Source organism: Nocardia higoensis NBRC 100133 (assembly GCF_000308595.1).
Taxonomy (GTDB): Bacteria; Actinomycetota; Actinomycetes; order Mycobacteriales; family Mycobacteriaceae; genus Nocardia; species Nocardia higoensis.
In genome coordinates this window covers 29,716-54,623 of the sequence record NZ_BAGA01000077.1, presented here as the reverse complement: position 1 = coordinate 54,623, position 24,908 = coordinate 29,716, and the positions used below count along the sequence as shown (strand labels likewise).

Here is a 24,908-nt window from a genome sequence, read left to right as displayed (position 1 = left end):
CCGCGCCGGACCGACCCCCGATCCGGCCGCGCCGGGCGCGACGACCGCCGGACTCGCGGCGTGGCACCCGGCTCCGGAAGGACCTACTCCCCCGTCGCGACCGGGTTGGCCGGGTCCGAGGACCACTGCGACCACGAGCCCGGGAACAGCGGCAGTTCGATGCCCGCGGCGTCGGCGGCGGCCACCAGAACCGCCGCGGTGACGCCGGATCCGCAGTAGGCCCCGAGCGGGTTCCCGGCGTCCACCCCGCGCTCGGCGAACCGCTCGCGCAGCTTCTCGGGGTCGACGAAATTGCCGTCGTCGTCCAGCACGCCGGTGGACGGCAGGTTCGCCGCGCCGGGGATGTGCCCGGCGACGGGGTCGACCGGTTCGAGCTCGCCCCGGAAGCGTTCGGGCGCACGGGCATCCAGCAGGACGCCCTTCTCCGCGACCTGCTCGGCCTCGGCGGCGGTCAGCGTGGGCAGGGCGCCCGCGTACAGATCCTCATGGGCGACAGTGACATTGCCGGTGCGGTCGGCCGCGCGACCGGACTGGACGGATCCGCCCGACTCCAGCCAGCCGCCCAGCCCGCCGTCGAGGATGCGCACGTCGGTCAGACCCGCGGCGCGCAGCACCCACCAGGCCCGCGAGGAGCCCGCGCGGTTCCAGTCGTCGTAGGCGACGACGGTGTCGCCGTCGTCGATTCCCCAGCGCCGCAGCGCGGCTTGCAGGTCGCTCCCGGAGGGCAGCGGATGGCGGCCGCGACCGGTGACGGAGTGGTCGCTCAGCTCCGTTTCGAGGTCGACGTACGCCGCGCCCGGGATGTGACCGTCCGCGAAGGCCTCCCTGCCGTCGGGCTGGGCCAGCGCCCAGCGGACGTCGAGCAGCCGCACGGGGGTGTCGGTGGCCAGCAGATCGGCGAGTTCGGTGGCGGTGATGATGGTCATCGGGTTCCTGTCTGTCTGGGCGGTGCGGTGGCCGGTGCTCATATCGCCTTGCCGGGGTTGAGGATTCCGGCCGGATCGAACACCGACTTGAGCGATCGGTGCAGTTCCAGCGCCGTGTCGCCGAGGTCGTCGGCCAGCCACGGGCGCTTGAGCACACCGACGCCGTGTTCCCCTGTCAGTGTGCCTCCCAGGCGCAGTGCGAGGGCGAACACCTCACCGACCGCGGCCTGCACCGGTTCGGGCACCGGATCGGCCGGGGCCGCGTCGGTCAGCACGATCGGGTGCAGATTGCCGTCGCCCGCGTGGGCGAAGGTGAAGATCCGCACCCCGGTGCGGCGCGAGATCTGCTCGATGCCCTCGACCGCGTCCGCGAGCCTGGTCCTGGGCACGGCGATGTCCTCGATGAGGACGCGGCCGTGGCGTTCGATGGACGGCAGCGCGAGCCGGCGCACCTGCAGCAGCCGTTCGGCCTCGGTCTCGTCGGCAGCGGTCTCCAGGCGGATCGCACTGTGACGCAACAGTTCGCGCACGCGCTCGGCCTCGCCCTCGGCGCCCGCGCCGTCGGTCTGGATCAGCAGGAAGGCGCCACCGTCCGCGCCGAGCGAGGTGCCCTGCGCTTCGTCGATGGCCACCAGCGTCGCGTGGTCCAGCAGTTCCAGTGTCGAGGGGGTCAGGCCCGCGCGCAGCAGCTCGCCCACCGCCTGGGCGGCGGCGGACACGGTGGTGAAGGTGGCGGTCATGGTCGCGCTGCCGACGGGGCGGGGCGCGAGCTTCACCGTCGCCTCGACGATCACGCCGAGGGTGCCCTCCGACCCGACGAACAGGCTGGTCAGGTCGTAGCCGGTGACGCCCTTGGCGGTGCTGCGGCCGGTGTGCAGCCTGCGACCGTCGCCGAGGACCACATCGAGGGCCAGCACCGCGTCGCGGGTGACGCCGTACTTGACGCAGCGCAGCCCGCCGGCGTTGGTCGCGATATTGCCGCCGAGGGTGGAGATGGCGGCGCTGGCCGGGTCGGGTGCGTAGCGCAGGCCGTAGCGCCCGGCGGCGGCGTCGAGTTCGGCGGTGATGACGCCGGGTTCGACGCGGGCGATGCCGTTGTCGGGATCGATCTCGAGAATCCGATTCATCCCGGACACGTCGAGCACGATCTCGCCCGTGCTCGCGACCGCGCCGCCGGCCAGGCCGGTGCCCGCGCCGCGGGTGACCACCGGTGTGCCCGATCGGCTCGCGTGCGCGAGCGTGGCGACCACATCGTCCACCGAACCGGCCCGGACGACGAGGTCGGGCACGCCGTCCGGGATGAGGCCGGACCGGTCGGTGCGGGCGGCGGCCAGCACCGACGGTTCGATGGACCAGTCCGACACCGACCCGACGAGCCCGGCCAGGTGCGCGGGCACCGCCGCGACCGTCATCGTCCGGTGTCGCCGCTGCGCACGATCACCGGCAGGTCGGCGCCGAGGCGCAGGCGTTCGAGGAAGAGCACCACCGTCGCGGCGACCGAACGGTGGGTGGCGTCGTTGAGCACGTCGTGACGGCCGTCCTCCACGACGTGGACGGTCGCGTTCGGCAGCGCGCGGTAGTACTCCAGCGCGCGGTCGACGGGGCTGATGGTGTCGGTGCCGCCGTGCAGGGCCAGCACCGGCACGGCCGGCGCGGCGGGGGCGAGGTCGGCCGCGGTGATCGCCTCGGGCAGCGAGGCGTAGCTCTGCGCGCCGACGGACCGCAGCACGCCCTGGTGGGTGGGGCAGCCGGTGCGGGCGAGGATCTCGGAGTCCCAGTCGGCCGTCGGAACCTGCTGATCGACCGGGACCCCGGCGACGACGACCGCGTCGACGAGCCCGTCGGTCGAGGCGGCGGCCAGCGCACGCAGCGCGCCGATATCGGAGCCGACCAGCACCAGCGGCGCGACCGCCCACGGATCCTTCGCCAATTCCTCTACCCGCGAGATCAATTCGGCGGTGTCGGCGGTATCGACGACCGTGACCCGGTAGGCATCGGCGGCCAGCCGCGAGCCGAAGCGGTTGTAGACCTCGGCGGTCTCACCGCGGCCCGGCACGATCACGAGGGTGCCGCGCGGATTGAGGCCGGTCGGCTCGTGCCAGCGGGCGGCGGTCGCTTCGGCGGCGGTGTCGGTGGTGAGGGTCACGAGTGGGCCTTTCCGGTGGTGGCGGCCGACTCGGCCGCGGTGAGGACTTCGGTGGTGGTGCGGGTTCCCGGCTTCTCGCCCGCCAGCGCGGATGCGCCGAGGACGGCCTGGATCGCCGCGTTGAACGGGACGGCGACGCCGTGCAGGCGTCCGAGCAGCACGATTTCCCCGTTCAGGTAATCGGTTTCGGCCGAGACGCCACGAGCGAAACTCTGCCAGGTGGACTGCTGGCCCGGCTGGATGCCGGAGTCCGGATCGAGCGCGAAGGCCGAGAGATCTTCGGTGCGCTCGGCCACGGTGTCGGCCACGGCGATGCCCGCGGCCGCGAGGACGGCGTGGGTCTCGGCGACGAGCGCGTCCTCGATGCGGGTCTTCTCCTCGGCCTCGCCCGCCAGCACCTCGACGGCATTGCGGACGTTGTGCACGATCTTGGCGGCCTTCCAGCGCACCACGTCGTCGCTGATCTGCACGATGTACTCGGCGGCGCGCAGATCCTCGGCGAGGGCGGCCAAGCGGTCGTCGGAGCCGGTCGGGTAGCGCCCGATGGTGAGCACGCCGACCGGGCCGGCCGCGCCGGAGACGACCTCGCCGACGACGGTGAAGCGGGCCGGGGTCAGCAGGGAGGCGCCGTAGACGACGGCGAAGCGGCGCAGCGCGATGCGTTCGGCGTCAAGACCGTTCTGCAGGGTGATGACCGGCAGGTCGGCGGCGGTGCGGCCGGGGGCGTCCGACAGCGGCTGCCAGGCCCAGTCCCGCACGGCGGTGTCGAGGTCCTGGACCTTCGGGGTGAAGACGAGGACGTCGTCGGTGGTCAGGGTGACCTCGCCGGGCGCGGCGGCGGTGGCCAGCGGGACCGTGGTAGCCGCGCCGCGACGGTGGTAGGTCAGGCCGTGTTCGGCGAGATGGGCGATCTGCGCGCCGCGGCCGACGAGCACGTAGGGCAGGCCGTGCAATTCGAGCTGGGCGGCGAGGCCGGCGCCGACGGCGCCCGCGCCGATGACGACGTAGCGGGTCATGACTTCTTCTCCGAAGTGGTCGAGGGGGTGGCGGTCGAGGGGGCGGCAGCCGGGGCGATCGAAGCCTTGGCCTGCTTGCCGAGGAAGGTGGTGACCGTGTCCTCCTGGGGGAAGTGCACCCGGGCGGAGTACACGTCGCGCAGGTGGCGTTCGAGCGGATTGGCGCGGCTGAGACCGGGATTGCCGATCAGCCCGACCATCTGCTCGACGGTGCCGATCGCGGCCCGGTTGGCGACGGTCTTGGCGCTCCAGGCCACCGCCTTGGGCACCGCGATGCCGCGATCCGCCTGGTCGGCAAGGGATCTCAGCAGGGCGACGCTGCTGGTGAGCTGGATGTCGATCTCGCCGATGGCGGCTTCGAAGCGCGGCAGCTCCAGCAGCGAGTGGCCGAGGTTGGCGGGGCGGCGGGCGTCGAGGAAGCCGATGAACCAGCGGCGGGCGGCGTGCGCGGCGCCGAGGTAGATCGCGGGCAGCGCGGTGCCGGGGCCGAGGTTCTGGTCCTGCGGTTTGCGATCGGCCAGCGACTGCAGGCCGAAGGCGAACTCGTCGGGGACGAAGACGCCGTCGAAGGTGACGCCGTGGCTTCCGGTGGCCCGCATGCCGGTGTTGTCCCAGCTGTCGTCGATGGCGATACCGGGCTGCCTGGCATCGACGGTGAAGGAGCCGACCCGCGGATCCGCTTCGTCGGTGGTCGCCATGACGATCATCCAGCGCAGTCCCGCCGCACCGGTGGAATAGATCTTGTGGCCGGTGATCTGCCAGCCGCCGGGCACCTTGCGCGCCGTGGTGGCCGGGGCGCCGCCGCGCGAGGGGGTGCCCAGTGCGGGCTCGACCTGCAGGGCGTTCAGCAGCGACGGGCCGTCGACGGAGTCGGCGAGAACCTGCTCGTAGAGCGCAGGCGGCAGCGCGTCCTCGGTGGCCTGCCTGGCGTGGATGGCCAGGGTCATGGCGGTGATGAGCGCGACCGACGGGTCGCCCTCGCCGAGGGCGAGCATCAAATCGACCGTGCCCGCGTGGCCGAGTTCCGCTCCGCCGAAACGCTTGCCGACAGTCGCGGTGAGAATGCCCGCCTCGTGCAGGACCTGGATGCTCTCGGCCGGGAACGCGCCGGTGCGGTCGTACTCGGCGGCGCGCTCGGCGAGCGCGGCGGTGACGGCGGGCAGCGCGGACGGATCATAGGGCCGGAGCGTGGACGCGACGGTCACGAGAGCACCTTTCGGGAGTGGCGGGCGCCGGGCACGGCGGCCAGCAGTGCCCGGGTGTAGTCGACGGCGGGGGTGGTGTAGACGCGGTCGGCGGTGCCCGCTTCGACGAGGCGGCCGCCGCGCATGACGACGATCTCGTCGCTGACCTGCCGGATCACCGCGAGGTCGTGGGAGATGAAGATGTAGCTGACGCCGAGTTCGGCCTGCACCCGAACCAGCAGCTCCAGGATCTGCGCCTGCACCGACACGTCGAGTGCCGAGACGGCCTCGTCGAGCACCACCAGCGACGGCTCGCTGGCCAGTGCCCGGGCGATCGCCACCCGCTGGCGCTGACCGCCGGACATCTCCACCGGCTTGCGCTCGGCGAACGCGGCGGGCAGGCCGACCAGGTCGAGCAGTTCGGCGACCCGGCGTGCACGGCCGGCGCGATCGCCGATGCCGAAGGCACGCAGCGGTTCGGTCAGGGTTCGGCCGATGGTGAATCGCGGGTCGAGCGAGGCGAACGGGTTCTGGTAGACCAGCTGTACGTGACGACGCAGCTCGCGCAGTTCCTTGCCGCGCAGGCGGGTGACGTCGCGCCCGTCGAATTCGACTCGCCCGGAATCGGGGTCGGTCAGCCGGGTGACGATACGGGCGAGCGTGGACTTGCCCGAGCCGGATTCGCCCACGACGCCGAGGGTGCCGCCGCGCGGCACCGCGATGCCGACATCGTCGACAGCCTGGACATCGCCGCCGGAACCGCTGTCACGAAACGCTTTACGCAGATCCGTGGCCACCAGGATCGCGCTGTCGCGGCGCGTCTTCGCCGGCGCCTCGCCGGGCACGCGTGCGCGGACGGCATCGCCCGCCCACACCAGCCGGCCGGAGGCCACATCGGGCACGGCCGCGAGCAGCTTGCGGGTGTAGGGGGCCGACGGCGCGGCCAGGATCTCCTCGGGTGCGCCCGACTCGACGACGCGCCCGGATTCGAGCACCACGATCCGATCGGACCGGTCCCCCGCCACGCCCAGGTCGTGGGTGATGAGCAGGATGGCGATGCCGAGCTCGCTGCGCAGTTCGTCGATGTGGTCGAGGATCTGCTTCTGGATCGTGACGTCCAGCGCGCTGGTGGGTTCGTCGGCGATGATCAGTTCGGGGTCGTTGGCCAGCGCGGTCGCGATGAGGGCGCGCTGGCGCATACCGCCGGAGAGCTGGTGCGGGTACTGGCGCGAGCGCAGCTCGGGCCGGTCGATGCCGACCTTGCCCAGCAGCTCGGTGATCCGCTCGCGCAACACCTCTTTCGGGACGCGCCCCTTGTGCAGGGTGATCGCCTGGGCGATCTGCTCGCCGATGCGGCGGGTGGGGTTGAGCGAGACCGCCGGATCCTGGGGAACGAAGCCGATCCGGGCGCCGCGGATGGCGCGCCACTGCTTGTCGCCCAGGGCGGTGAGGTCGGCGCCGTCGAAGCGGATGCTGCCGCCCTCGATCCGGGCCCGGTCGCCGAGCAGGCCGAGCACGGCGTGCGCGGTGGTGCTCTTGCCCGAGCCGGATTCGCCGACGATCGAGACGAGTTCGCCCGCGGCGATGTCGAAGTCGACACCGGACACGGCACGGAAGGACTCGGTGCGCGAGATCCGGTAGCCGACCTGCAGGCCGGACACCGACAGAAGTGGTTGCGTGGTCATGTCACCGGTCTTCCAGGAAGCGGGCGATGCGGTTGGCGGAGAGCACGACCGCGGCGATGACCAGGCCGGGGAAGGTCGTCATCCACCAGGCGGTGGCCAGGTAGTCGCGGCCGCCGGACACCAGCGCCCCCCATTCGGGGGTGGGCGGCTGGGCGCCGAAACCGAGGAACGACAGGGCCGAGACCGACAGGATGGCGGTGCCGAACTCGAGGGCGGTCAGCGCGAGCACAGGGCCCCTGGCATTGGGCAGCACGTGCGCGAACAGGGTGTAGGACCAGTGCGATCCGGAGGCCTTGGAGGCTTCGATATAGGGCAGCGCCGAGATCTTCAGCGTCTCCGAGCGCATCACCCGGGCGAAGCTGGCGATATTGGCGATGCCCACCGCGATGGCGACATTGATGGTGCCGAAGCCGAGTGCGGTGACCACGGCCAGCGAGAGCAGCAGGCCGGGGACCGCGAGCATGACCTCGATGATCCGCATGAGCCAGTCCTCGACCAGCCCGCGCACGAAGCCGGCGATCAGGCCGATGCCTGCACCGACGACGATGCCGACCAACACCGCGACCAGGGTCGCCTGCAGGGTCAGTGCCGAGCCGTGCACGACGCGGGCGTAGCTGTCGCGGCCGAGATTGTCGGTGCCGAACCAGTGTTCGGCGCTCGGCGGGGACAGGCGCTGCGACGGGACGCCGTTGATCGGGTCCTGCGAGGCGAAGACCTCGGGCAGGAACGCCCAGGCGATCACCAGGGCGATCACCGCGAAGGAGATCACCAGGCCGGGCTGCCGGAACAGGCCACGCCAGAATCCGTCGCCCGAGCGGCGAGCGGGTTCGCCCGCCGACAACTCGGCCTCGCGCGCACTGTCCTCGGTTTTCACCAGAAGCGCGGTCATGATGCGGTCCTTTCGGCGACCTGGTGGACGGGAGCGAACGTGTCGGCGGAGAGCTTCTCCACGACAACGCCTTCGGCGGTGGTCGCGGCCCTGCGCCGCACCCGTGAGCCGATGCGCGGGTCGAGCAGCGGGTAGAGGATGTCGACGGCGATGCCCAGCACCACGAAGACCGTGGCGGCGAAGGTGACCACCGCGAGCACCACCGGGATGTCCTGGGCGTTGACCGCCTCGTAGGTGATCCGGCCGAGCCCCATCCGGGAGAACACCGTTTCGACCACCACCGAGCCGGCCAGGATATTGCCGACGATCATGCCGACCATGGTCAGCAGCGGCAGCGCGGCATTACGCAGCGCGTCGGTGAACAGGGCGTGCGCCCGGGAGGCGCCCTTGGCCCTGACCACCTCGATATAGGGCTCGCGCATCGTCGTCGCCAGGCTCTTGGCCAGGATCTGGGCGACGAATGCCGCGGTCGGGATCGCCAGCGTCACGGCGGGCAGGGTGAGGCCGTTGATCCCCTTGCCGCCCAGCGGCGGAAACCAGCCGAGTTCGAAGGCGAAGTACTGGATGAGCAGCAGGCCCACCCAGAACGAGGGCACCGAGACACCGGCGGCGGGCAGCGACAGCAGTAGTTGCTGCAGCGGCCGCAGCCGGGTCAGGGTGGCCGCCAGCGCGATACCGACGCCGAGGACCAATCCGATGGCCAGGGCGAACGCGCCCAGCACCGCGGTCTCCGACAGTGCGTCACCGATCAGGTCCGTCACCGGCCTGCCGGTCTGGATGGAGATGCCGAAATCGCCGCGCACCGCGTTCCACAGTGCGTGCAGGTACTGGATCAGCGGAGGTTCGTCCAGGCCGTACTGCCTGCGCAGTTCGTCCAGGGCCGCGTCGTCCGCAGTGGCGAATTCCGTACCGCTGCCCGAGACCATCAATCGGATCGGATCGCTGGGCAACAGGTACAGGACGACGAACACGAGGGTGAACGCGGCCCAGAGCACGAACAGTCCCTGCAGGAGTCGGCCGCCGAGGAACCAGAGCCAGTCACGTACAGCGGTCGTCGACACCGGGCCGCGAGTCATCGTTCTCGTCCTTTCTTCTCACCGAACTCGGCGTCAGCGCTGGAGCCAGGCGTCGTACAGCGACAGCTGCGCGCCGGGCTCCCACCTCAGGCCGCCGAGGGAGCCGGAGTACCCGTGTGCGACCGACTGCTCGCTGAGCAGGATCACCAGCGCGTGCTCGGTGATGTAGCGGGCGGCATTGTCGACGGCGACCTGACGGTCCTCCGGACGCGAGGCGGCGGCCTGCTGCTCGAGGTAGGTGTCGAGTTCGGAGGGCTGCAGGCGCAACGGGTTGTTGCGCTTGGTGGTGAAGTGCATGGTCAGCGCGGCCGGATCGGCGCGGGTGAAGCCGTAGGGCACGAAGTCGTACTGGCCGGTGTCCAGCGCGGCGAGCATCTCCGCGCGCGAGACGGTGCGGATGATCAGTTCGACGCCGATGCGCTGGAGCTGCTGGGCGACCAGTTCGTAGGTGTCGGTGCCGATGCCGTGCCCGTTGAGCACGGTCAGGCTGAGGCGTTTGCCGTCCTTGGCCCGGATGCCGTCGGCGCCGGGCAGCCAGCCCGCACCGTCGAGCAGCCGCTTCGACTCCTCGGGGTCGTACTTGATGTACTGCGAGAAGTCCGTGTAATGCGGTGTCGTGGAGGACAGGACGCTGGTCGCGATGTTGTAGCGCGGCAGCAGGACCGTAGCGCGGTACTCCTCCCGGTCGATGCCGAACTGGATCGCCTTGCGCACCGATTCGTCGGACAGGATCGGCGAGCTGTTGTTGGTCAGGTATTCGAAGACCGTGCCCGGGTTGTTCGTGGTCAGCACGCCGAAACCGGTGGTCTTCAGAACGTCCTCGTCCTGCTGGGGCACCTGGTTGATCAGATCGACCTCGCCCGAGCGCAGGCTGCCGACCCGGACGCCGGCCTCCGGGATCACCCGGTACTCGATCCGGTCCAGGTACGCCTCGCCCTCGTGCTCGGCGTTCGCCGACGGCCATGCGTAGCCGGCGCGCTTGGTGAGCACGACCTCCTGGGTCGGCGTGTAGTGGTCGAGGACGAAGGCGCCGGTGGCCGAGATCTGGCCGAGGCACCGCTGTTCGGGCGGCAGCTGGTAGGTCGAGGGCGAGAGCACCGCCATGTTCACCGTCGACAGCGCCTGCAGGAAGCTGGCATTGGGCTGGTCGAAGCTCACCCGGATCTTGTCGGGCGCGACGACCTCGGTGCCCAGGTAACCCTCGAGGTAGCTGGAGGCGTTGAACGCGCGGCCGCCCAGGGCGTCGACACCGTCGAGGAAGGCCTTCGCCGCCGCGGCGTCGAACACCTCGCCGTTGCTGAAGGTGACACCGGAGCGCAGGCCGAAGTCGAAGACCGTCGCGTTGTCGTTGACGACCCACTCGGTCGCCAGCCACGGCACGATCTCGCCGGTCTCCGGGTCGGCGTCGACCAGCGAATCGCCGACCTGTCGCAGGATGTCCCTGGTCGCAGTGAGATCGGTCTGATTGGGGTCGACGCAGATCGGGTCGAGACCGGTGCCGACCTTCAACGTCCCGCCGGACACCGGGTCACCGGTCGGTCCGATCGAGGACGAGCCGTCGTTGGACGAGCAGGCGCTCAGGGTGAGTGCCGCGAGCACCGACACGGCGGCCCACCGTTCGACGCGTCTTTTCCTAGCCACAGTTCGGCCTTTCGCAATGAGTGTGGTGGTGGTCAGTGATGACCGAGGACGTTGAAACGCAGGGTGTCGCCGGCATACTCGGTCTGGAAGAGTCCACGGCGTTGCAGTTCGGGGACCAGGTGGTCGGTGATGACGCGGTAGCCACCGAAGTGCTGCGGCGAGATGACGAAACCGTCGACCGAGCCCTCCTCGAAGCGCTCCTGGATCCGGTCGGCGATCTGCTCGACCGAGCCGACCGGATCCCAGTGGCCCGAGGCGGCGCGATTGTTGTGGTAGACCAGCTCGCGCAGCGTCTTGTCGCCGTTGAGAACCCAGCGGCGGTACATCTCGTAGCGCGAGCGCCTGCCCTGGACGGCTGCGACATCGGGCAGCCGGTGCAGCGGGATCGGCTTGTCCGGGTCCAGATCCGACAGGTCGACGCCGCCGAAGCCGGAGCTCTCGAAGTTCTTGCGCTGGGCGTCCCAGTCCGCCGTGGTCGCCAACTCGGCGAGCCGTCCGGCGGTGTCACGGGCCTGCTCCTCGGTGCGTTCGATCACCGTGTACAGCCCGGGCAGGATCTTGAGGTCGTCGGGGTCACGGCCGGCGGCGGCCACCCGGCCCTTCATGTACTTGTAGAACTCGAGGCCCTCGTAGCGGTCGGGCTGGGAGGTGAAGATGGCGTCGGCGTGGCGCGCGCCGAAATCCACGCCGGCGGTGGAGGAACCGGCCTGGAACAGGAACGGGTAGCCCTGCGGGGCGCGGTCGATGTTCAGCGGGCCCTCGACGCTGTGGTGCTCGGAGACGAAGTCGGTGCGGCGCACCTTGGCCGGATCGACGTAGACGCCGTTCTCCCGGTCGACGATGCGCGCGTCGGCATCCCAGCTGTCCCACAGCGCCTTGGTGGCCGCAACGAATTCCTCCGCGCGCGAGTACCTTTCGTCGTGCGGCGGCAGCTCGATGCCGAAGTTGCGCTCACCCGCCGACGAGGTCACGATGTTCCACCCGGCGCGGCCCTTGGACAGGTGATCCAGCGAGGCCATCTGGCGGGCGAGATTGAACGGGGCGTTGAAGGTGGTCGACGAGGTGACCACCAGGCCGATGCGCCGGGTCACCGCGGCCAGCGCGGACAGGAAGGTGACCGGCTCGAACAGGCCCATCGGGCGCTCCAGCGAGGTGCCGACGCCATCGGACAGGAACAGCGAGTGGATCTTGGCGGCCTCGGCGGCCTGCGCGATCTCGGTGTAGATGTCCAGGTCGAGGACGCGCTCGGCCGGGCTGCCGGGCAGCCGCCAGGACTGGTAGTTGGTCCCCATCCCGAGAATCTGCAGAACCAGGACGAGTTGTCTCTTGTCGCTCATGAAAGTGTGCTCGTTTCCGAATCTCAGGCCGGGGCTGCGGCGGAAGCCAGTTCCTCGCGCAGCAGTGGCAGCAGATACTTGCCGTAGTCGACGACGTCGTTGAGGTTGTCGTAGCCGCGAATCGAGATGAGGTCGGCGCCGAGGGCGACGTAGTCGAGGATGGCGGCGGTGACGGTCTCCGGAGTGCCGACCAGCGCGGTCGAGGCGCCCTGGGCGTTGGTGGCCGCGGCGGTCGGGGTCCACAGGGCCCGGTCGTGCAGCTCACCGGCCTGGGCGGCGGCGAGAAGCCGCTGGGAGCCGACGTTTTCGGGCAGGTTGGCCGGGGTCGCGCCCTGGTTGTGGCGCTGCAGCGCGGCGAGGATCGTGTGCGCCTTCTCCCAGGCCTGGTCCTCGGTGGGGGCGATGATCGGGCGGAAGGTGACCCAGATGCGCGGCTTGTCCGGGCGGCCGGCCAGTTCGGCCTGCTCGTGGATGGCCGCGATCTGCTCGGCGGTCTGCGCCAGCGGTTCGCCCCACAGGCCGAAGATGTCGGCCGAGGAACCGCCCACCCGGTAGGCGTCGGCCGAGGAACCGCCGAGCGAGATCGGGATGGTGCCGTTCACCGGGCGCAGCTCGGAGACGAAATCGTCGAACCGGTAGTGCGTGCCCGCGTAGCTCCACGGTTCCGACTCGGTCCAGGCCCGGCGCAGGATCTCGATGAACTCCCCCGACCTGGCGTAACGCTCGGACTTGCTCAGGTAGTCGCCCTGGCGAGCCTGCTCGGCATCGGTGCCGCCGGAGATGATGTGCACGACCGCGCGGCCACGGCTCAGATGATCGAGCGTGCTCAGCGCCTGCGCGGCCGCCACCGGGTGAATGATGTTGGGGCGCAGGGCCACCACGAGCTTGATGCGCGAGGTGAGCTGGCTGAGCGCGTCGGCCACGCCGAAGGCGCTGAAGCTCTTGGAGCCGTAGGGCACCAGCGTGTAGTCGAAGCCGGCCTCTTCGAGCGCGTCGGCGTAGCGCCGCAGGTAATCGACATCGATGTCGGCGCCCGGCTTCGGGTACAGATCCGAGGAATCCCGGACGTGTACCTGACTGATGAATTCGACAGCCATGTCTTCTATCTCCGTAATCTGGGCGCGTTCGTGCAGCCCGAAATTGTCGAGGGGGGGTTCAAGGGGGCACGCCGGCTCGGGCGGATCACAACGATCGCCGCGGAGCCCGGCTCACGCGAGGAATCCTCAGCGGCAGCAGCGGCAGAGGCGACAGCAGCGACAACGCTCGGCCGTCGCCGAGGCCTTCCGCTGCTCGGTCATCCACATCTGCACGGGGACAACCATGCCGTCGCCGAGCGTGAGCTGTCAAACCACTCACGTGGATTCGATCGTCATGATTAATAACGCAGACGAGCGCGCCGATCTGCGGCAATCTTGACCGAATCTGTCGCCATCTCCGCCGGATACGGGGCGCGGCGACATCGCGGATGTGTGTGGGAGGGAGCGTGCCGACCGTGAAATCACCGGTCGTCGAGACGAAGGACCGGCGTCGATCAGGCTTCATGTTCAGATCGGACCAGCTCTGCCTGAACTTCGTCGCCACCGTCGCCAAGCGCGACATGAACGACACCGAGCGCCTGGTCACCGGCGAGGATCTGCAGACCTGGCTCTACGTGGCCGGCCTGCCGCCCGCTGTGGGTCCGGTCACCGACGAGCAGCTGTCGGCCGCGCGGGAGCTGCGCGAGGCCGTCAACAACCTGACCCGCGCCCGCGTCGACGGACTGCCGCCCGCCCCCGGCTGTATCGAGGTGATCAATCGGGCGGCGGCCGTGGGCACACCGCACGCCGTGCTGTCGGTCGACGGCACGACGGCCGTGCCCGCCGCGCCGGCCCCGCTGGCGGAGATCCTCTCGATCATCGCGCGCGATGCCATCGACCTGTTCAGCGGTGAGTACCGCGATCGGGTGCGCCGTTGCCTCGGCCACGACTGCTCGCTGTACTTCGTCGACCGCTCACGCCGGGGCGCGCGGCGCTGGTGCGCGATGGCGGCGTGCGGGGAGAAGGCCAGTTCGGCGGCGTATCGGCGGCGCCAGACCACCTCTCCGGCGGTATCGAGGAACTGACCCTTCGACGACGAAGGCCCCGCACGGACCGTCGCGAAGACGATGGCCGTGCGGGGCCGTTCGCTGTCGTGCCTACTTCGAGGCGTCGGTCAGCTGCGCCTCGACGCTGCCGGATTCGGACTCGTCCAGCTTCGCCGGCCACCAGATGCGTGGACCGACGAGAGCGAACAGGGCGGGGACGACGACGGTGCGGACCACGAAGGTGTCGAGCACGATGCCGATGCCGACCACGATGCCGATCTGGGTCAGGGTGATCAGCGGCAGCACGCCGAGCACGCAGAACACCGCCGCGAGCACGATGCCAGCGCTGGTGATGACCGGACCGGTCGCCGAGACCGCGCGCACGACGCCGCGCGCGGTGCCGTGTCCGGGCGCTTCCTCCTTGGCTCGGGTCACCAGGAAGATCGTGTAGTCCACGCCGAGCGCGACCAGGAACAGGAAACCGTAGAGCGGGACGGTGGTGTCCAGCGCCGGGAATCCGAAGATGTGCTCGCTGGCCAGGCTGCCGAGCCCGAGCGCGGCCAGCGCGCTGAGCACCGTGACGCCGATGAGCACCAGCGCGGCGGGCACCGCCCGCAACAGCGCGAGCAGCACGAGGAAAACCACGACCAGGATCAGCGGGATGACCAGCAGCTGGTCACCACTCGCGGCCTCGGATGTATCGAGCTCCTTGGCGTCGCTGCCGCCGACCAGCGCGTCCGCGCCGGGCAGAGCGGACAACTGCGCGCGCAGATCCTCGATGATGTCGAACGCCTCCTCGGAGGACGGTGCGGCGTCGAGCACCACCGCCCACCGGGCCACGCCGTCGTGCGGCGGGCCGGTGCGCACCGCCTGCGAGACGCCTGCCTCGCGGTCGAGCACGCCCTGTACGGCGGCCTCGGCCTCCACGCGCGCGAGCACGACCGTGGGGTCGGAAGCACCGGAGGGGAAGTGCGCGGCCAAGGTGTCGAGGGCGTCCACCGATTCGGCGCGCACCCGGAACTGATCGGACTGCGACAAGCCGACCGTGGCCCCGAACAGGCCGGTCGCGCAGAGCAGCAGGACCAGCAGCGTGCCCACCGCCACCGGCAGCGGCTTACGCACCACCCGGTCGGCGATGCGGTACCAGGTTCCGGAACCGGCGTTGTCGGTGCCGTCGACGGCGGGGACGAACGGCCAGAAGATCCTGCGGCCGCAGAGCGCGAGCGCGGACGGCAGCGCGGTGAGTACGAACAGCGCGGCCATCAGCAATCCGGCCGCCGCCATCAGGCCGAGACTGCGGGTACTCGGCAGGGCGGCCAGCAGCAGGGTGAGCAACGCCAGCACGACGGTCACATTGCTCGCCAGGATCGCCGGCGCGCACCGGCGCACCGCCTCGCGCAGCGCGTCGCGATGGTTCTCGTGGCGGTGCAACTCGTCCCGGTAGCGCGAGATCAGCAACAGAGCGTAGTTGGTGCCCGCGCCGAAGACGAGCACGCTGGTGATGCCCGAGGTCGAGCCGTCGAAGGTCAGATCGGTGGCCTTGGCCAGCAGTGTGCCGAGGCTGGAGGCGGATCGGTCGGCGACCCCCACCACCAGCAGCGGCACCAGCCACAGCACCGGCGAGCGGTAGGTCAGCACGAGCAGGATCGCCACCACCAACGCGGTGACGGCCAGCAGGGTGACATCAGCGCCCGCGAAGGCATTGGCGGCGTCGGCGCCGAAGGCGGGTCCGCCGGTGATCTGGGTGCGCAGCCCCTCCGGCGCGCGCTCCTCGGCGACCGTGCGCAGACGCTTGATCTCGTCGTTGAGCGGGGAGCCGCTGAGTTCGCCCGACACCGGCACCTGGCCGAGTGCGACCATCCGGTCCTCGGAGACGGTCAGCTGGGCGGGTGGGCCGCCCCCGCTCGGCACGCCCGATTCGGCGCGGATGCTCGCGACCGCCTCGGTCGCCGCCGCCAGTTCCGATTCGGTGAGCTGTCCGCCGTCGACGCGATCGAACACCACGATCGCGGCCGTGTTCTCGCCGCCGGGGAACTCCTTCACCATCTGCTGCACCCTGGCCGATTCGGCGTCGGCGGGCAGTGAACTCGGGCCCGCGCCCGCGGAGTCGTTCGACCCGGCCAGCCCCATCAGGGCTCCGGAGAAGAGGAAGACGACCAGCAGTACCAACCATGACCGCCGGCCGGTGACAGCCGCGGCAAACCGATCACCGATATTCACGACGATCACTCTGTCAGACCCACCTGAGAGTTTCGTTCATGGCCCCGCGCCATGTCATCGCGTGTCCGGGCCGGTCGGTGAAACCTGTTTGCGCACACAAATGTTCGTTCAGATGCACTTGCACGCGGAGATAGGTCAACCTTAGTATTCCTGGATACAGGGGAGCTTCACACCCGTGAGAAGGCCAGGCGCATGGATCAGCCACTTCACCGTTCACCGCGTACCGAGCGTGCCCGTCGTCTGGGCATCGCCGATATCGCCGCCGCCTACGGCACCGAGGCCCTACAACGCCGGATCGCTCAGTTACACGAGGCCGGTCAGCACTACGCCGCCCTGGCGATCGAGCGGGAGATCCGCAGCGCCACCGTCGCCGAAGCCGGCTGATCGCGCGGCGCACCGCGACCGGCCGGACGCTTCCGATCTCACCGAAGCGGCCCACGACCGGCATTGTTTTCCTATAGTGAGGCTCGATTCGGGCCCGCTGGTCGCGTGTCCGAGGTGGTAGTGGGAGCACACACCTATGAGTATCGCCGCGCCGGACCGTCCGCCGGAATCATCAGCGGGCCGGGACGGCGGCGCACCGCCTCCGGTCGCGCTCACCGGCGCCGACCGGACACCCGGTCCGCGCTCGTCGAGCACATCCCGGCTCATACCCTCCGGCGCCGGGCGCTCGATCGACGGATCCTCCGGGACGGCAGCGGGCTCCCGGTCCGCGGCGGTGGCCGAGATCGCCCGGCTCTGCCGCGCGGTCGCCGCGCGGGCGTTCGAGGACGGGAAGGCCCCCACCGAGACGGAACTGGACTCGCTGGGCGAGGCGGCCCTCCGATGGGCCGGTGCGGCACTGCCGTTGAGTACGGTCCTGCGGGCGTGCCAGGAGGGTCTGCGCACGGCGCTGGACTCGGCCACCGCACGCACGGCAGCCGAGGACGCGGGCGGGGTACGCGACGCGACCGATCTGATGCTCGAACTGCTGCGGGCGGTCACCACCGTGGTCTGCGACGCCTATGTCGGCCACGACCAGGACCTGGCGCGGGAGCACCGGGCCGCGGGGCAGGCACTGGCTTCGGCGCTGCTGAGCGGACAGGTCGGCTCGGCGGTGGCCCGGCACAGCGGACTGCCGATCGCGGAGTCGTATCAGGTGATCGCGCTGGCCGCCCCCACCGGCGCGCTCGACGGCGCGAACGGCCCCTACCCCGCACCGGCCGCGGCCGGACGCGGGCTGCAGCCGGCGGTGACGGCCGTCTTCGGCGCCCAGGTGCCCGCACTGCTGTCGCCCACCGGCGGGACACTACTGCTGGCGCGCGGCGCGGGCGGACGCGAACTGACCGCCGAACTGCTCGCGGAGTTGTCCGCCGTGGCCGGGCTCGCGCTGTCGGCCACGGCGATCCTCGCCGACGCCGGGCACATTCCGGAGGCCGCCGAACAAGCCCACGAGTTGCTCGAGCTGGCCCGCATCGCCGGGCGCGGCCCCGGCTTCTACCGGCTCGACGACCTCGCGATGGAGTATCAGCTCACCCGCGACGGGCCCGCGGGCAGGCAGCTGATGCGCATGCTCGATCCGCTCGACACCTACCCCGAACTGCTCGACACCGCGCGCGCCTACCTGCGCAACGATATGAACCGCAGGCTCACCGCGCGGCAGTTGTTCGTGCATCCCAACACCGTCGACTACCGGCTGCGCCGGATCGGCCGGCTCACCGGCATCGACCTGGCCACCGCCGCGGGCATCGCCCAGGCGACCGCCGCCCTGCTCGCCCGCGACCTGTACCACGCCGGGCGACGACGCCGCTGACCGGCACCCGATGCCGTTTCGTGCTGGTCAGCGAGGAAAAGAGGCGGGATGCTTGAATCCCGTGAGTCTGGATGGTGAACAGATGCGTATAGCGGAGATCCTGCGTAGGAAGGGCAGCCAGGTCGCCACCGTCGGGCCGGCCACGACGGTGCGCGAACTGCTCGGCATCCTGGCCGAGCACGATATCGGCGCGGTGGTCGTCTCCCCCGGCGACGGGGTGATCGCGGGCATCGTGTCCGAGCGCGATGTGGTGCGCGGGCTGCACCGACACGGTGCGGCCCTGCTGGACACCCCGGTCGGCACCCTGATGACGACCCGGATACAGACCTGCGCGCCCGACGACCATGTCGACGGTCTGCGTGTGGTCATGACCGAACATCGAGTCCGGCACGTGCCGGTCGTCAGCGACGGCAGATTGGCGGGCATCGTCAGCATCGGCGATGTGGTCAAGAGCGCCATCGACGAACTCGCCACCGAACGTCAACTGCTGGTGGACTACGTCGAGGGCGGATACTGATCCCGCCGCGGATGGCCGTCACGATCCCGCCCGGGGCGTCGGCACGACCACCCCGAGCGGCCCGTTGCCGACGCACAGCCGGAGCCCGGGGGTCAGGGTCCGCACGCGCAGGGCCTCCCCCGCACCGAGCAGCCGGACGAACACCCGGTGCAGACCGGAGCGGACCGGAATCCGCACGGCATCGGCACTGCCGTCGAGGCCGAGTTCTACCTCGCCGTCGATGTCGGCGAAGTAGTTCAGCTGCACCGTCCATTCCCAGTCCATGAGCGCCCCACCCAACAGCAGTTCCACCGGCGCGTCGGCGACGCGGTGACCGCAGCCGGGGACAGGGCCCTGTCCGAGGGTCCGGGTTCCGGTGACCTCGGCGGGCACGAGCTCGCCGGAATCGTCGAATACGCGCAGCACTTCGGTGTAGCGGCCGAACGCCGGGCGTTCGGTCAGCGGACCGAAGACGTGACTCACCATGTTGTGCGGATAGGCGACCGGCAGCAGGATGTGGATCGCCACCGGGTGATCCAGAAGCGGGGTGTCCCGGTCGGCGGCGAGCGCCGCCCGCGCGTTGTCGAGATAACCGACCGTCGGGTTGTCACGCCAGCGCTGGGCGAAGGTCGCGGTGGAACACACGCTGCTCACGATGAACGCGGCGACCACGGCGGCGACCAGGACGGGGCCCGGTCGCGGCAGGCGGTGTTCCGTCGGCCTGCGCGGCGCGCGGGCGATGACGGCCCACCCGATCGCGATGACGACCGCGCTGTCGGCGATGTAGCGCAGGGTCTGCGCCAACTCGGCCGCCGTGCCCGGGCCGGTGCGCACCAGGATCATCGAGGCCTCCGACAGCGCGAGGTAGCCGAGCAGTATCGCCCAGACGGCGGCGGTGCGTTGCCGGTTCCGCAGCGACCAGGCCGGCGCCGCGGCCACCGCAAGCCATCCGAGGACGACCAGCACGGCCGGCGGGGTCGCCCACGGTGGACTCGGCGGCCAGCGCTCCCACACCCACGGGCCGCCCGCCAACGTCGGCACCAACCCCAGCGAGGTGGCGTGGTGCACGAGCTCGGCCGCCTCGGACAGGGTGGGCGCCGCCGGCCGGGAGTCGGTGACGAGCAGGTACCCGACCGCCCACGAGGCGACCACCACCACCAGGGGCATCCACAACGCGCGACCGCGCACGAACGCCGTGCGCAACGGTCGCGGGAGGCCGTCCACCCGGTGGATCGCCGCCACGACCGTGAACGCCACCAACGGCACGAGCACCGACTTCTCGAAGAACGCCAGCGACATCGCCGCGACCACCGTGCCCGACACGGCATATCGGCGACACCCGCTGCGGCACAACAGGATGGCGTCGCCGGTCACCCAGGCCAGCCCGATCTGCAGCGGCAGCGAATTCAGGGCGGCCGCCCACCACGCGAACGACGGCAGGGTGAGCGGTGCGAACAGATAGAAGGCCAGCGGCGGCAACAGGACCGGTCTCGTACCCAGCACCAGGCGCAGCACCCGCAGCACCGCCAGCGAGGCGAGCGCCTGTCCCGCGAGCAATGTCGCCGCGGGGACCGTCCAGTTCAACGGCGCCAGGTGTGTGGACACCCAGGCGAGCGCGAACGCGGCGGGCATGAAATGACCGTCGTGATCGTAGAGCAGGAACTCCCGTGACAGCAGCGGCCACTGTCCCGACCGGCCGATCAGGATGAGATCGTCCCAGTAGAAGTCGCCGGAGAACGCCACCGCCGCGCGGATCGCCAGTTGCAGCGCGATCAGACCTCCCGCGACGGCCATCACCTGCCGGGTGGACAACGGCCGTCGCGGTGACGACGCGCGAAGCCCGGATTCGGCGAGTTCCTCGGTGACCGTCGCCGGAGCCGCCCGCACGCACACGCCCCTTCCCCGGGCCGGGATCCACCGAACCCGTTGCACCACATCGGCTTTGCGGCACATTACGCGCCCGGTGGGCGCGCGGCCCGCCCGGTGTCAGTTGTCCGGGATCGACCCGAGATCGGCGGACAGCCACCGCTCGGGCTGCATGGACACCACGACCTGCGGACCGAAGCCCTCGGCCATCTGCAGATAGGCCTCGACCTTGTCCGGCGGCACATAGCGGGCGACCATCTCCCGATGCCGGGCCTCGGTCATCGGCGCGACCTCGGCGACCGGGCCCTCGACGCTGACATAGCGCACGGTGGGCGTCTCCTGGTGCACCATCAGCGAGAACCGGCCCGCTTCCCGGATATGACGCATCTTGGTCGAGTCGGGACCGGTGAGCACCCAGGCCCGGCCACCGGGTTCGTACTGGTACCAGATCGGCACGACCAGCGGGCCGCGCCCGGCCACGGTCACCGACAGCGCCGCCACATGCGGCGCGGCGAGGAATTCCTGACGTTCTTCCTGGCTCAACGGCATGGGCGCGAGTGTAGGCACCGGGTACGACATCCCGGCGCACACACGCGGTGAGCGGCGCTAACTGTTCGGGCCGCCGCTCACGTAACACCCGGCCACCGGCTGCGGCGGCAGCAGGTGGCCCATGCGTCTGCGTTTGGTTTCCAGGTAGCGCACGTTCGCCGCGGCGACGCCCACGTGCAGGGGTACCCGGCCCGACACGGCGATCCCGTTGGCCGCCAATCCGTCGATCTTGGCCGGGTTGTTGGTGAGCAGCCGGACCGAGCGCACCCCGAGGTCGTGCAGAATCGCCGCCGCGCCGCCGTATTCGCGGCCGTCGGCGGGTTCGTCAAGTTCGAGATTGGCCTGCACGGTGTCGAGGCCGTCGTCCTGGAGCCGGTAGGCGGCCAGCTTCTTCAGCAGTCCGATGCCGCGACCTTCGTGGCCGCGCAGGTAGACCAGCGCGCCGCCGTCGCGGGCGATGTTCTCCAGCGCCGCGTCGAGCTGCGGGCCGCATTCGCAGCGTTGCGAGGCGAACGACTCGCCGGTCAGGCATTCGGAGTGCACGCGAACCACCATGTCGTCGGCCGGTTCGCCCGCCACCAGGGCGACATGCTCGGCGCCGGTCGAGAGGTCCAGATAGCCGATCGCGCGGAAGGCGCCGAAGCGGGTCGGCATGACCGTCTCGCCCGCGCGCGCCACCCGTCCGGAGGGGACCACCGGGGCCGGGAGCGGATGCCGGGCGCGGTGGGCGATCAGCTCGGCCACGGTGAGCACGGGCAGATCGTGGCGCGCGCCGAGCGCCTCGATGCCGGGCATCCGCATCATCGACCCGTCGTCGGCGACGAGTTCGGCGATCACCCCGACCTGGGGCAGGCCGGCCAGCGCACACAGGTCGACCGCGGCTTCGGTGTGGCCGGGGCGTTCCAGTACACCGCCGGGCCTGGCCCGCAGCGGCAGGACGTGACCGGGGCGGATGAGGTCGCGCGCGGTGGCCGTGGGGTCGGCGAGCACGCGCAGGGTCGTCGCGCGGTCGGCGGCGCTGATGCCGGTGCTCACCCCGCGCGCCGCGTCGACGGTGACGGTGTAGGCGGTCTGCTTGGGATCCTGGTTGTCGGCCACCATCGCGGGCAGGTCCAGTACGTCGGCGCGCGCGCCCGTCATCGGCGCGCACAGCAGTCCCGAGGTGTGCCGCACGGTCCACGCGATCCATTCCGGGGTGGCGTGCCGGGCGGCGAGCACCACGTCACCCTCGTTCTCCCGGCCCGCGTCGTCGGCCACCAGGACCGGGCGCCCCACCCGCAGTGCGGCCAGCGCCGCCTCGACCCGGTTCACGACGCCAGCTTCCGGAAGGCACTGCGGTGGAACACGATCGGCTCCACACCCGGCTCGGACTCGTCGCAGTGCAGTTCGTGCACGCGCAGCACGACGATCGCGTGGTCGCCTGCCGGCACCTGCTGCTCCACGGAGACGTCCATGCGCACTGCACAACCGGAGACGAAAACCGCTCCCCCGTCACGGGTTTCGGTCTCGATACCGGCGAACCGGTCGCCGTCCCGTGCCGCGAGTACCCGAGCCGCCCCGCCGTGCGCGGCGCTGAGCACGCTGATGCCCAGACGCCCGCCGGCCGCGAGCTTCGGCCACGTGGCCGAACTGTTCTGCACGCAGAAGGCCACCAGCGGCGGGTCCAGCGACACCGGGACGAAGGTGCTGGCGGCCATGCCGAGGCGTTCGCCGCCGCGGTCGGCACAGATGGCGACCACCCCGGAGGGAACGTGGGCGAACGCGCGCCGCAGTGTGGCACCGTCGAGGTCTACCGAGCTCATCATGACTCCGTTCGGTCGAGTCGCGCCGGCGCGCCGTTCCGCGCCGCGCGGCTCGCGGTGAGCCGATCCCGGAAGGTGCCGGGTTCGTAGTGGGTGCGGGCGGCGCCCCGGCGCTGCAGTTCGGGCACCAGGCCGTCGAGCACCTCGTCGAGGTAGTGCCGGGTGATGATGCCGCCGCCGCCGTGGAACAGCAGGAACCCGTCGCCACCGACGAACTCCATCGCCTCGGTCATCCGGTCGGCGACCGCGGCGGGGGTGCCGACGAGTTCGAGCGAGGTGGATTCGCCTGTGCCGCCGAGCACTTCGCGCAGCGAGGAGCCGGCGGTGAGGCGCTTCATGGTGTCGAGAATGCTCTGCGCGCCGTTGGTGGTGGCGTCCGCGGGGAGGGGGCGGTCGAGATCGTATTCCGCGAAGTCGATCTCGGAGATGTTGGACAGCTGCACGATGCGGCGCAGGAAGTTGTCGCCGTCGGGCGAATACATCCGGTCGCGCTTGGCGCGGGCCTCGGCGTCGGTCTCGCCGAGGATCGGGGTGACCATGAACAGCACCCGGCAACGGTCGGGGTTCCCGCCCGCACGTTCGACGCGTTCGCGGATGCCGTCGCGGTAGGCCTTCATCGCGTCCAGTCCGACCGGCACCGCGACGATGAGATCCGCCCAGTCCGCGGCGAAGTCCATACCGGCCGACGACCCGCCCGCCTGGCACAGCACCGGGCGCCGCTGGTTCACCGGCGGCGCGGCGGGGCCGCGCAGCCGGTAGTACGTGCCGTCGTAGGACACTTCGCCCGCACCCGACCACAGCGCGCTGGTGGCGCGCAGGTAGTCGTCGGCGCGCAGGTAGCGTTCGTCGTGTTCCCAGAGCTTGTCCAGGCCCACGTTCTGCGCGGCCAGGTCCTCGAACGAGGTGACGATATTCCAGCCGGAACGGCCGCCGCTGAGCTCGTCGAGCGTCGCCTGCATGCGCGCCAGCCGGTCCGGCGGGTACAGGCTGGTGCTCATGGTGGTGACGATGCCGAGCCGCTCGGTGGCCTGGGAGATCGCCGCGGCCAGCGGCAGCGGGTCGTGTTTGGGCGCTTTCACCGTCGCCTTGAACTCGGCGACCATGTCGCCGCCGAAATTCTCCGGCACCACGCTGGAGTCCTCGAGCATGATGAAGTCGATGCAGCTGCGCTCGAGCGCGCGGGCCATGTCGAGGTAGAACGATCCGTCGGTCCAGGCCCGCGGATCCGGTCCGGACCACGGACGATTCCAGCCGGTCGGCATGTAGTTGACGAACCATCCGAGTGTCATCGGGGTGTTCACAGGTGCACCTCTGTTCCGGGCTCGCAGGGCACGAAATCGAAATCGCTCGCGGGCAGCGCCAGGCGGTCGCGCAGCAGCCCGCCGCGGGCGGCGGCGAGCGCGGGCAGCACCTCGTGCAGGACGCGGCCGAACATTGCGCCGGGGCCGATGCCGTGGAAGGCGTAGCCGTCGGCGGCGGTCTCCGGCGGGGACAGCGCCTGGCCGGGGCCGAGGCGCAGCAGCACGTGGGATGCGGTCTCGGCGGCGGCGGCGACCTCGGATTCGCGCTCGACCAGCACCACATCGGCGGTGTCGGAGGCGGCCGTGCCGAGGATGCCGGAACCCGCTGCGGCGGAGACGAATTCCGCGACCCGCACCGGCCTTCCCTGGGGCGGGCGCGGGGCGTTGAGCGGACCGCGGGTGGCGTAGTAGGGACCGCGGTAGCCGGGCACGTGCACGCAGTCGGCATCGACATAGCGGCCCGCCGCCACATCGGCGACGATCGCGTGCGGCTCCCAGGAGTTCCACAGTGCCGCGGTGGCCGCCAGGTAGTCGGCCAGGGCTTCCTCGCGCTCGCGCGCCCCGGCTTCGTCCGGGCTCCAGCGGCCCGAGTCGTCGACGCAGACCGCGCCGGTGTCCTCGGCCCCGACGAACCATCCGGCGCGCCCGCGGGTCAGCGCGTCCAGGGTGTTCAGCGCGCGAGCGGTGAGGAAGGGCGGCTGGCTCCAGGGCGAGATCTCGGCGATCAGGCCGATGCGCGGTGCCCGGTGGGCGGCGGCTGCGGCCACCAGCAGCGGTTCCGGGCCGCCGCGCGACTCGGCGGGCAGCACCACCGCGTCGGCGCCCGCGAGGTCGAGTTCGACGATCGCGCGCACCATGTGCTGCGCGCTCGCGGGTTCGAGCAGCCACAGCACAGTCGGTCGAGTCGGCATGCGAGCTCC

General features: G+C 70.9%; 22 protein-coding genes. 4 read left to right on the top strand and 18 right to left on the bottom strand.

Annotated elements, in window-relative coordinates; genetic code table 11:
• Window positions 1–83 precede the first annotated feature (83 nt).
• Genes ON26_RS12675 through ON26_RS12625 form a run of 11 tightly spaced genes read right to left on the bottom strand, consistent with a single transcriptional unit; the run spans window position 84 to window position 12,997 of the window.
• Window positions 84–926 (bottom strand): sulfurtransferase, encoded by an 843-nt coding sequence (locus tag ON26_RS12675; protein ID WP_040796485.1) that lies wholly within the window; start codon window positions 924–926, stop codon window positions 84–86.
• A gap of 38 nt (window positions 927–964) precedes the next feature.
• Complete coding sequence (locus ON26_RS12670) at window positions 965–2,338, bottom strand: FAD-binding oxidoreductase (protein ID WP_040796283.1); 1,374 nt, start codon at window positions 2,336–2,338, stop codon at window positions 965–967.
• Complete coding sequence (locus ON26_RS12665; protein WP_040796282.1) at window positions 2,335–3,072, bottom strand: alpha/beta hydrolase; 738 nt, start codon at window positions 3,070–3,072, stop codon at window positions 2,335–2,337. The genes ON26_RS12670 and ON26_RS12665 overlap by 4 nt, the downstream gene beginning before the upstream one ends.
• Window positions 3,069–4,088: a ketopantoate reductase family protein gene (locus ON26_RS12660; protein WP_051027003.1), complete on the bottom strand. Its 1,020-nt coding sequence runs from the start codon at window positions 4,086–4,088 to the stop codon at window positions 3,069–3,071. Before ON26_RS12660 ends, ON26_RS12665 begins: the two co-directional genes overlap by 4 nt.
• On the bottom strand, window positions 4,085–5,293 hold the full coding sequence (locus tag ON26_RS12655) for an acyl-CoA dehydrogenase family protein (protein ID WP_083884038.1): 1,209 nt from the start codon (window positions 5,291–5,293) through the stop codon (window positions 4,085–4,087). The genes ON26_RS12660 and ON26_RS12655 overlap by 4 nt, the downstream gene beginning before the upstream one ends.
• The gene (locus ON26_RS12650) at window positions 5,290–6,957 is read right to left on the bottom strand and encodes a dipeptide ABC transporter ATP-binding protein (protein WP_040796281.1); all 1,668 of its coding nucleotides are present in this window, start codon (window positions 6,955–6,957) and stop codon (window positions 5,290–5,292) included. The genes ON26_RS12655 and ON26_RS12650 overlap by 4 nt, the downstream gene beginning before the upstream one ends.
• A gap of 1 nt (window position 6,958) precedes the next feature.
• Window positions 6,959–7,846: an ABC transporter permease gene (locus ON26_RS12645; RefSeq protein WP_051027002.1), complete on the bottom strand. Its 888-nt coding sequence runs from the start codon at window positions 7,844–7,846 to the stop codon at window positions 6,959–6,961.
• Window positions 7,843–8,922 carry an ABC transporter permease gene (locus ON26_RS12640; RefSeq protein ID WP_051027001.1) on the bottom strand — a complete coding sequence of 360 codons (1,080 nt, stop codon included), beginning with the start codon at window positions 8,920–8,922 and terminating at the stop codon, window positions 7,843–7,845. The genes ON26_RS12645 and ON26_RS12640 overlap by 4 nt, the downstream gene beginning before the upstream one ends.
• Window positions 8,923–8,955: 33 nt before the next feature.
• Window positions 8,956–10,563 carry an ABC transporter substrate-binding protein gene (locus ON26_RS12635; protein ID WP_040796280.1) on the bottom strand — a complete coding sequence of 536 codons (1,608 nt, stop codon included), beginning with the start codon at window positions 10,561–10,563 and terminating at the stop codon, window positions 8,956–8,958.
• 32 nt (window positions 10,564–10,595) lie between these two features.
• Complete coding sequence (locus tag ON26_RS12630; RefSeq protein WP_040796279.1) at window positions 10,596–11,900, bottom strand: NtaA/DmoA family FMN-dependent monooxygenase; 1,305 nt, start codon at window positions 11,898–11,900, stop codon at window positions 10,596–10,598.
• Window positions 11,901–11,923: 23 nt separating this feature from the next.
• Entirely contained in the window at window positions 11,924–12,997 is a 1,074-nt protein-coding gene (locus ON26_RS12625) for an LLM class flavin-dependent oxidoreductase (RefSeq protein WP_040796278.1), read from the bottom strand.
• A 443-nt stretch (window positions 12,998–13,440) separates the two neighbouring features.
• Between ON26_RS12625 and ON26_RS12620 the strand changes: the two genes are divergently transcribed.
• On the top strand, window positions 13,441–14,001 hold the full coding sequence (locus tag ON26_RS12620) for a CGNR zinc finger domain-containing protein (protein WP_040796277.1): 561 nt from the start codon (window positions 13,441–13,443) through the stop codon (window positions 13,999–14,001).
• Between the two features lie 72 nt (window positions 14,002–14,073).
• On the opposite strand, the gene ON26_RS12615 is transcribed toward ON26_RS12620, so the two are convergent.
• Window positions 14,074–16,092 carry an MMPL family transporter gene (locus tag ON26_RS12615; RefSeq protein ID WP_051027044.1) on the bottom strand — a complete coding sequence of 673 codons (2,019 nt, stop codon included), beginning with the start codon at window positions 16,090–16,092 and terminating at the stop codon, window positions 14,074–14,076.
• A 282-nt stretch (window positions 16,093–16,374) separates the two neighbouring features.
• Here ON26_RS12615 and ON26_RS12610 point away from each other — a divergent pair, with 282 nt between their 5' ends.
• The 3 genes from ON26_RS12610 to ON26_RS12600 all read left to right on the top strand — a co-directional run bounded on the left by ON26_RS12610 (window position 16,375) and on the right by ON26_RS12600 (window position 18,491).
• The gene (locus ON26_RS12610; RefSeq protein ID WP_040796276.1) at window positions 16,375–16,566 is read left to right on the top strand and encodes a hypothetical protein; all 192 of its coding nucleotides are present in this window, start codon (window positions 16,375–16,377) and stop codon (window positions 16,564–16,566) included.
• 136 nt (window positions 16,567–16,702) lie between these two features.
• Window positions 16,703–17,974, top strand: coding sequence for a PucR family transcriptional regulator (locus ON26_RS12605; protein ID WP_051026999.1), 1,272 nt, complete (start codon window positions 16,703–16,705; stop codon window positions 17,972–17,974).
• An 82-nt stretch (window positions 17,975–18,056) separates the two neighbouring features.
• Window positions 18,057–18,491: a CBS domain-containing protein gene (locus tag ON26_RS12600; RefSeq protein ID WP_040796478.1), complete on the top strand. Its 435-nt coding sequence runs from the start codon at window positions 18,057–18,059 to the stop codon at window positions 18,489–18,491.
• Window positions 18,492–18,509: 18 nt separating this feature from the next.
• On the opposite strand, the gene ON26_RS12595 is transcribed toward ON26_RS12600, so the two are convergent.
• The 6 genes from ON26_RS12595 to ON26_RS12570 form a co-directional block, all read right to left on the bottom strand.
• Complete coding sequence (locus ON26_RS12595; protein ID WP_169333715.1) at window positions 18,510–20,264, bottom strand: hypothetical protein; 1,755 nt, start codon at window positions 20,262–20,264, stop codon at window positions 18,510–18,512.
• 192 nt (window positions 20,265–20,456) lie between these two features.
• On the bottom strand, window positions 20,457–20,885 hold the full coding sequence (locus ON26_RS12590) for a pyridoxamine 5'-phosphate oxidase family protein (RefSeq protein ID WP_040796275.1): 429 nt from the start codon (window positions 20,883–20,885) through the stop codon (window positions 20,457–20,459).
• A 57-nt stretch (window positions 20,886–20,942) separates the two neighbouring features.
• Window positions 20,943–22,196, bottom strand: a complete 1,254-nt coding sequence (locus ON26_RS12585; protein ID WP_040796274.1) for a bifunctional 3,4-dihydroxy-2-butanone-4-phosphate synthase/GTP cyclohydrolase II — start codon at window positions 22,194–22,196, stop codon at window positions 20,943–20,945.
• A complete protein-coding gene (locus ON26_RS12580; protein ID WP_373280937.1) occupies window positions 22,193–22,690 on the bottom strand; it encodes a flavin reductase family protein in 498 nt (165 codons plus the stop codon). Before ON26_RS12580 ends, ON26_RS12585 begins: the two co-directional genes overlap by 4 nt.
• Window positions 22,687–23,988, bottom strand: coding sequence for an LLM class flavin-dependent oxidoreductase (locus tag ON26_RS12575; protein WP_245545833.1), 1,302 nt, complete (start codon window positions 23,986–23,988; stop codon window positions 22,687–22,689). Before ON26_RS12575 ends, ON26_RS12580 begins: the two co-directional genes overlap by 4 nt.
• Complete coding sequence (locus ON26_RS12570; protein WP_040796272.1) at window positions 23,985–24,899, bottom strand: LLM class flavin-dependent oxidoreductase; 915 nt, start codon at window positions 24,897–24,899, stop codon at window positions 23,985–23,987. Before ON26_RS12570 ends, ON26_RS12575 begins: the two co-directional genes overlap by 4 nt.
• Between the last annotated feature and the right edge of the window lie 9 nt (window positions 24,900–24,908).

Excerpts from the sequence above, each read along its gene's own strand:
- ON26_RS12600 (WP_040796478.1), top strand. The coding sequence starts at position 18,057 with ATGCGTATAGCGGAGATCCTGCGTAGGAAGGGCAGCCAGGTCGCCACC.
- ON26_RS12605 (WP_051026999.1), top strand. The coding sequence starts at position 16,703 with ATGAGTATCGCCGCGCCGGACCGTCCGCCGGAATCATCAGCGGGCCGG.
- ON26_RS12610 (WP_040796276.1), top strand. The coding sequence starts at position 16,375 with ATGGATCAGCCACTTCACCGTTCACCGCGTACCGAGCGTGCCCGTCGT.
- ON26_RS12620 (WP_040796277.1), top strand. The coding sequence starts at position 13,441 with ATGTTCAGATCGGACCAGCTCTGCCTGAACTTCGTCGCCACCGTCGCC.
- ON26_RS12590 (WP_040796275.1), bottom strand. The coding sequence starts at position 20,885 with ATGCCGTTGAGCCAGGAAGAACGTCAGGAATTCCTCGCCGCGCCGCAT.
- ON26_RS12675 (WP_040796485.1), bottom strand. The coding sequence starts at position 926 with ATGACCATCATCACCGCCACCGAACTCGCCGATCTGCTGGCCACCGAC.
- ON26_RS12625 (WP_040796278.1), bottom strand. The coding sequence starts at position 12,997 with ATGGCTGTCGAATTCATCAGTCAGGTACACGTCCGGGATTCCTCGGAT.
- ON26_RS12645 (WP_051027002.1), bottom strand. The coding sequence starts at position 7,846 with ATGACCGCGCTTCTGGTGAAAACCGAGGACAGTGCGCGCGAGGCCGAG.
- ON26_RS12630 (WP_040796279.1), bottom strand. The coding sequence starts at position 11,900 with ATGAGCGACAAGAGACAACTCGTCCTGGTTCTGCAGATTCTCGGGATG.
- ON26_RS12615 (WP_051027044.1), bottom strand. The coding sequence starts at position 16,092 with ATGGGGCTGGCCGGGTCGAACGACTCCGCGGGCGCGGGCCCGAGTTCA.
- ON26_RS12580 (WP_373280937.1), bottom strand. The coding sequence starts at position 22,690 with ATGATGAGCTCGGTAGACCTCGACGGTGCCACACTGCGGCGCGCGTTC.
- ON26_RS12660 (WP_051027003.1), bottom strand. The coding sequence starts at position 4,088 with ATGACCCGCTACGTCGTCATCGGCGCGGGCGCCGTCGGCGCCGGCCTC.
- ON26_RS12595 (WP_169333715.1), bottom strand. The coding sequence starts at position 20,264 with ATGGCCGTCGCGGGAGGTCTGATCGCGCTGCAACTGGCGATCCGCGCG.
- ON26_RS12650 (WP_040796281.1), bottom strand. The coding sequence starts at position 6,957 with ATGACCACGCAACCACTTCTGTCGGTGTCCGGCCTGCAGGTCGGCTAC.
- ON26_RS12570 (WP_040796272.1), bottom strand. The coding sequence starts at position 24,899 with ATGCCGACTCGACCGACTGTGCTGTGGCTGCTCGAACCCGCGAGCGCG.
- ON26_RS12640 (WP_051027001.1), bottom strand. The coding sequence starts at position 8,922 with ATGACTCGCGGCCCGGTGTCGACGACCGCTGTACGTGACTGGCTCTGG.
- ON26_RS12670 (WP_040796283.1), bottom strand. The coding sequence starts at position 2,338 with ATGACGGTCGCGGCGGTGCCCGCGCACCTGGCCGGGCTCGTCGGGTCG.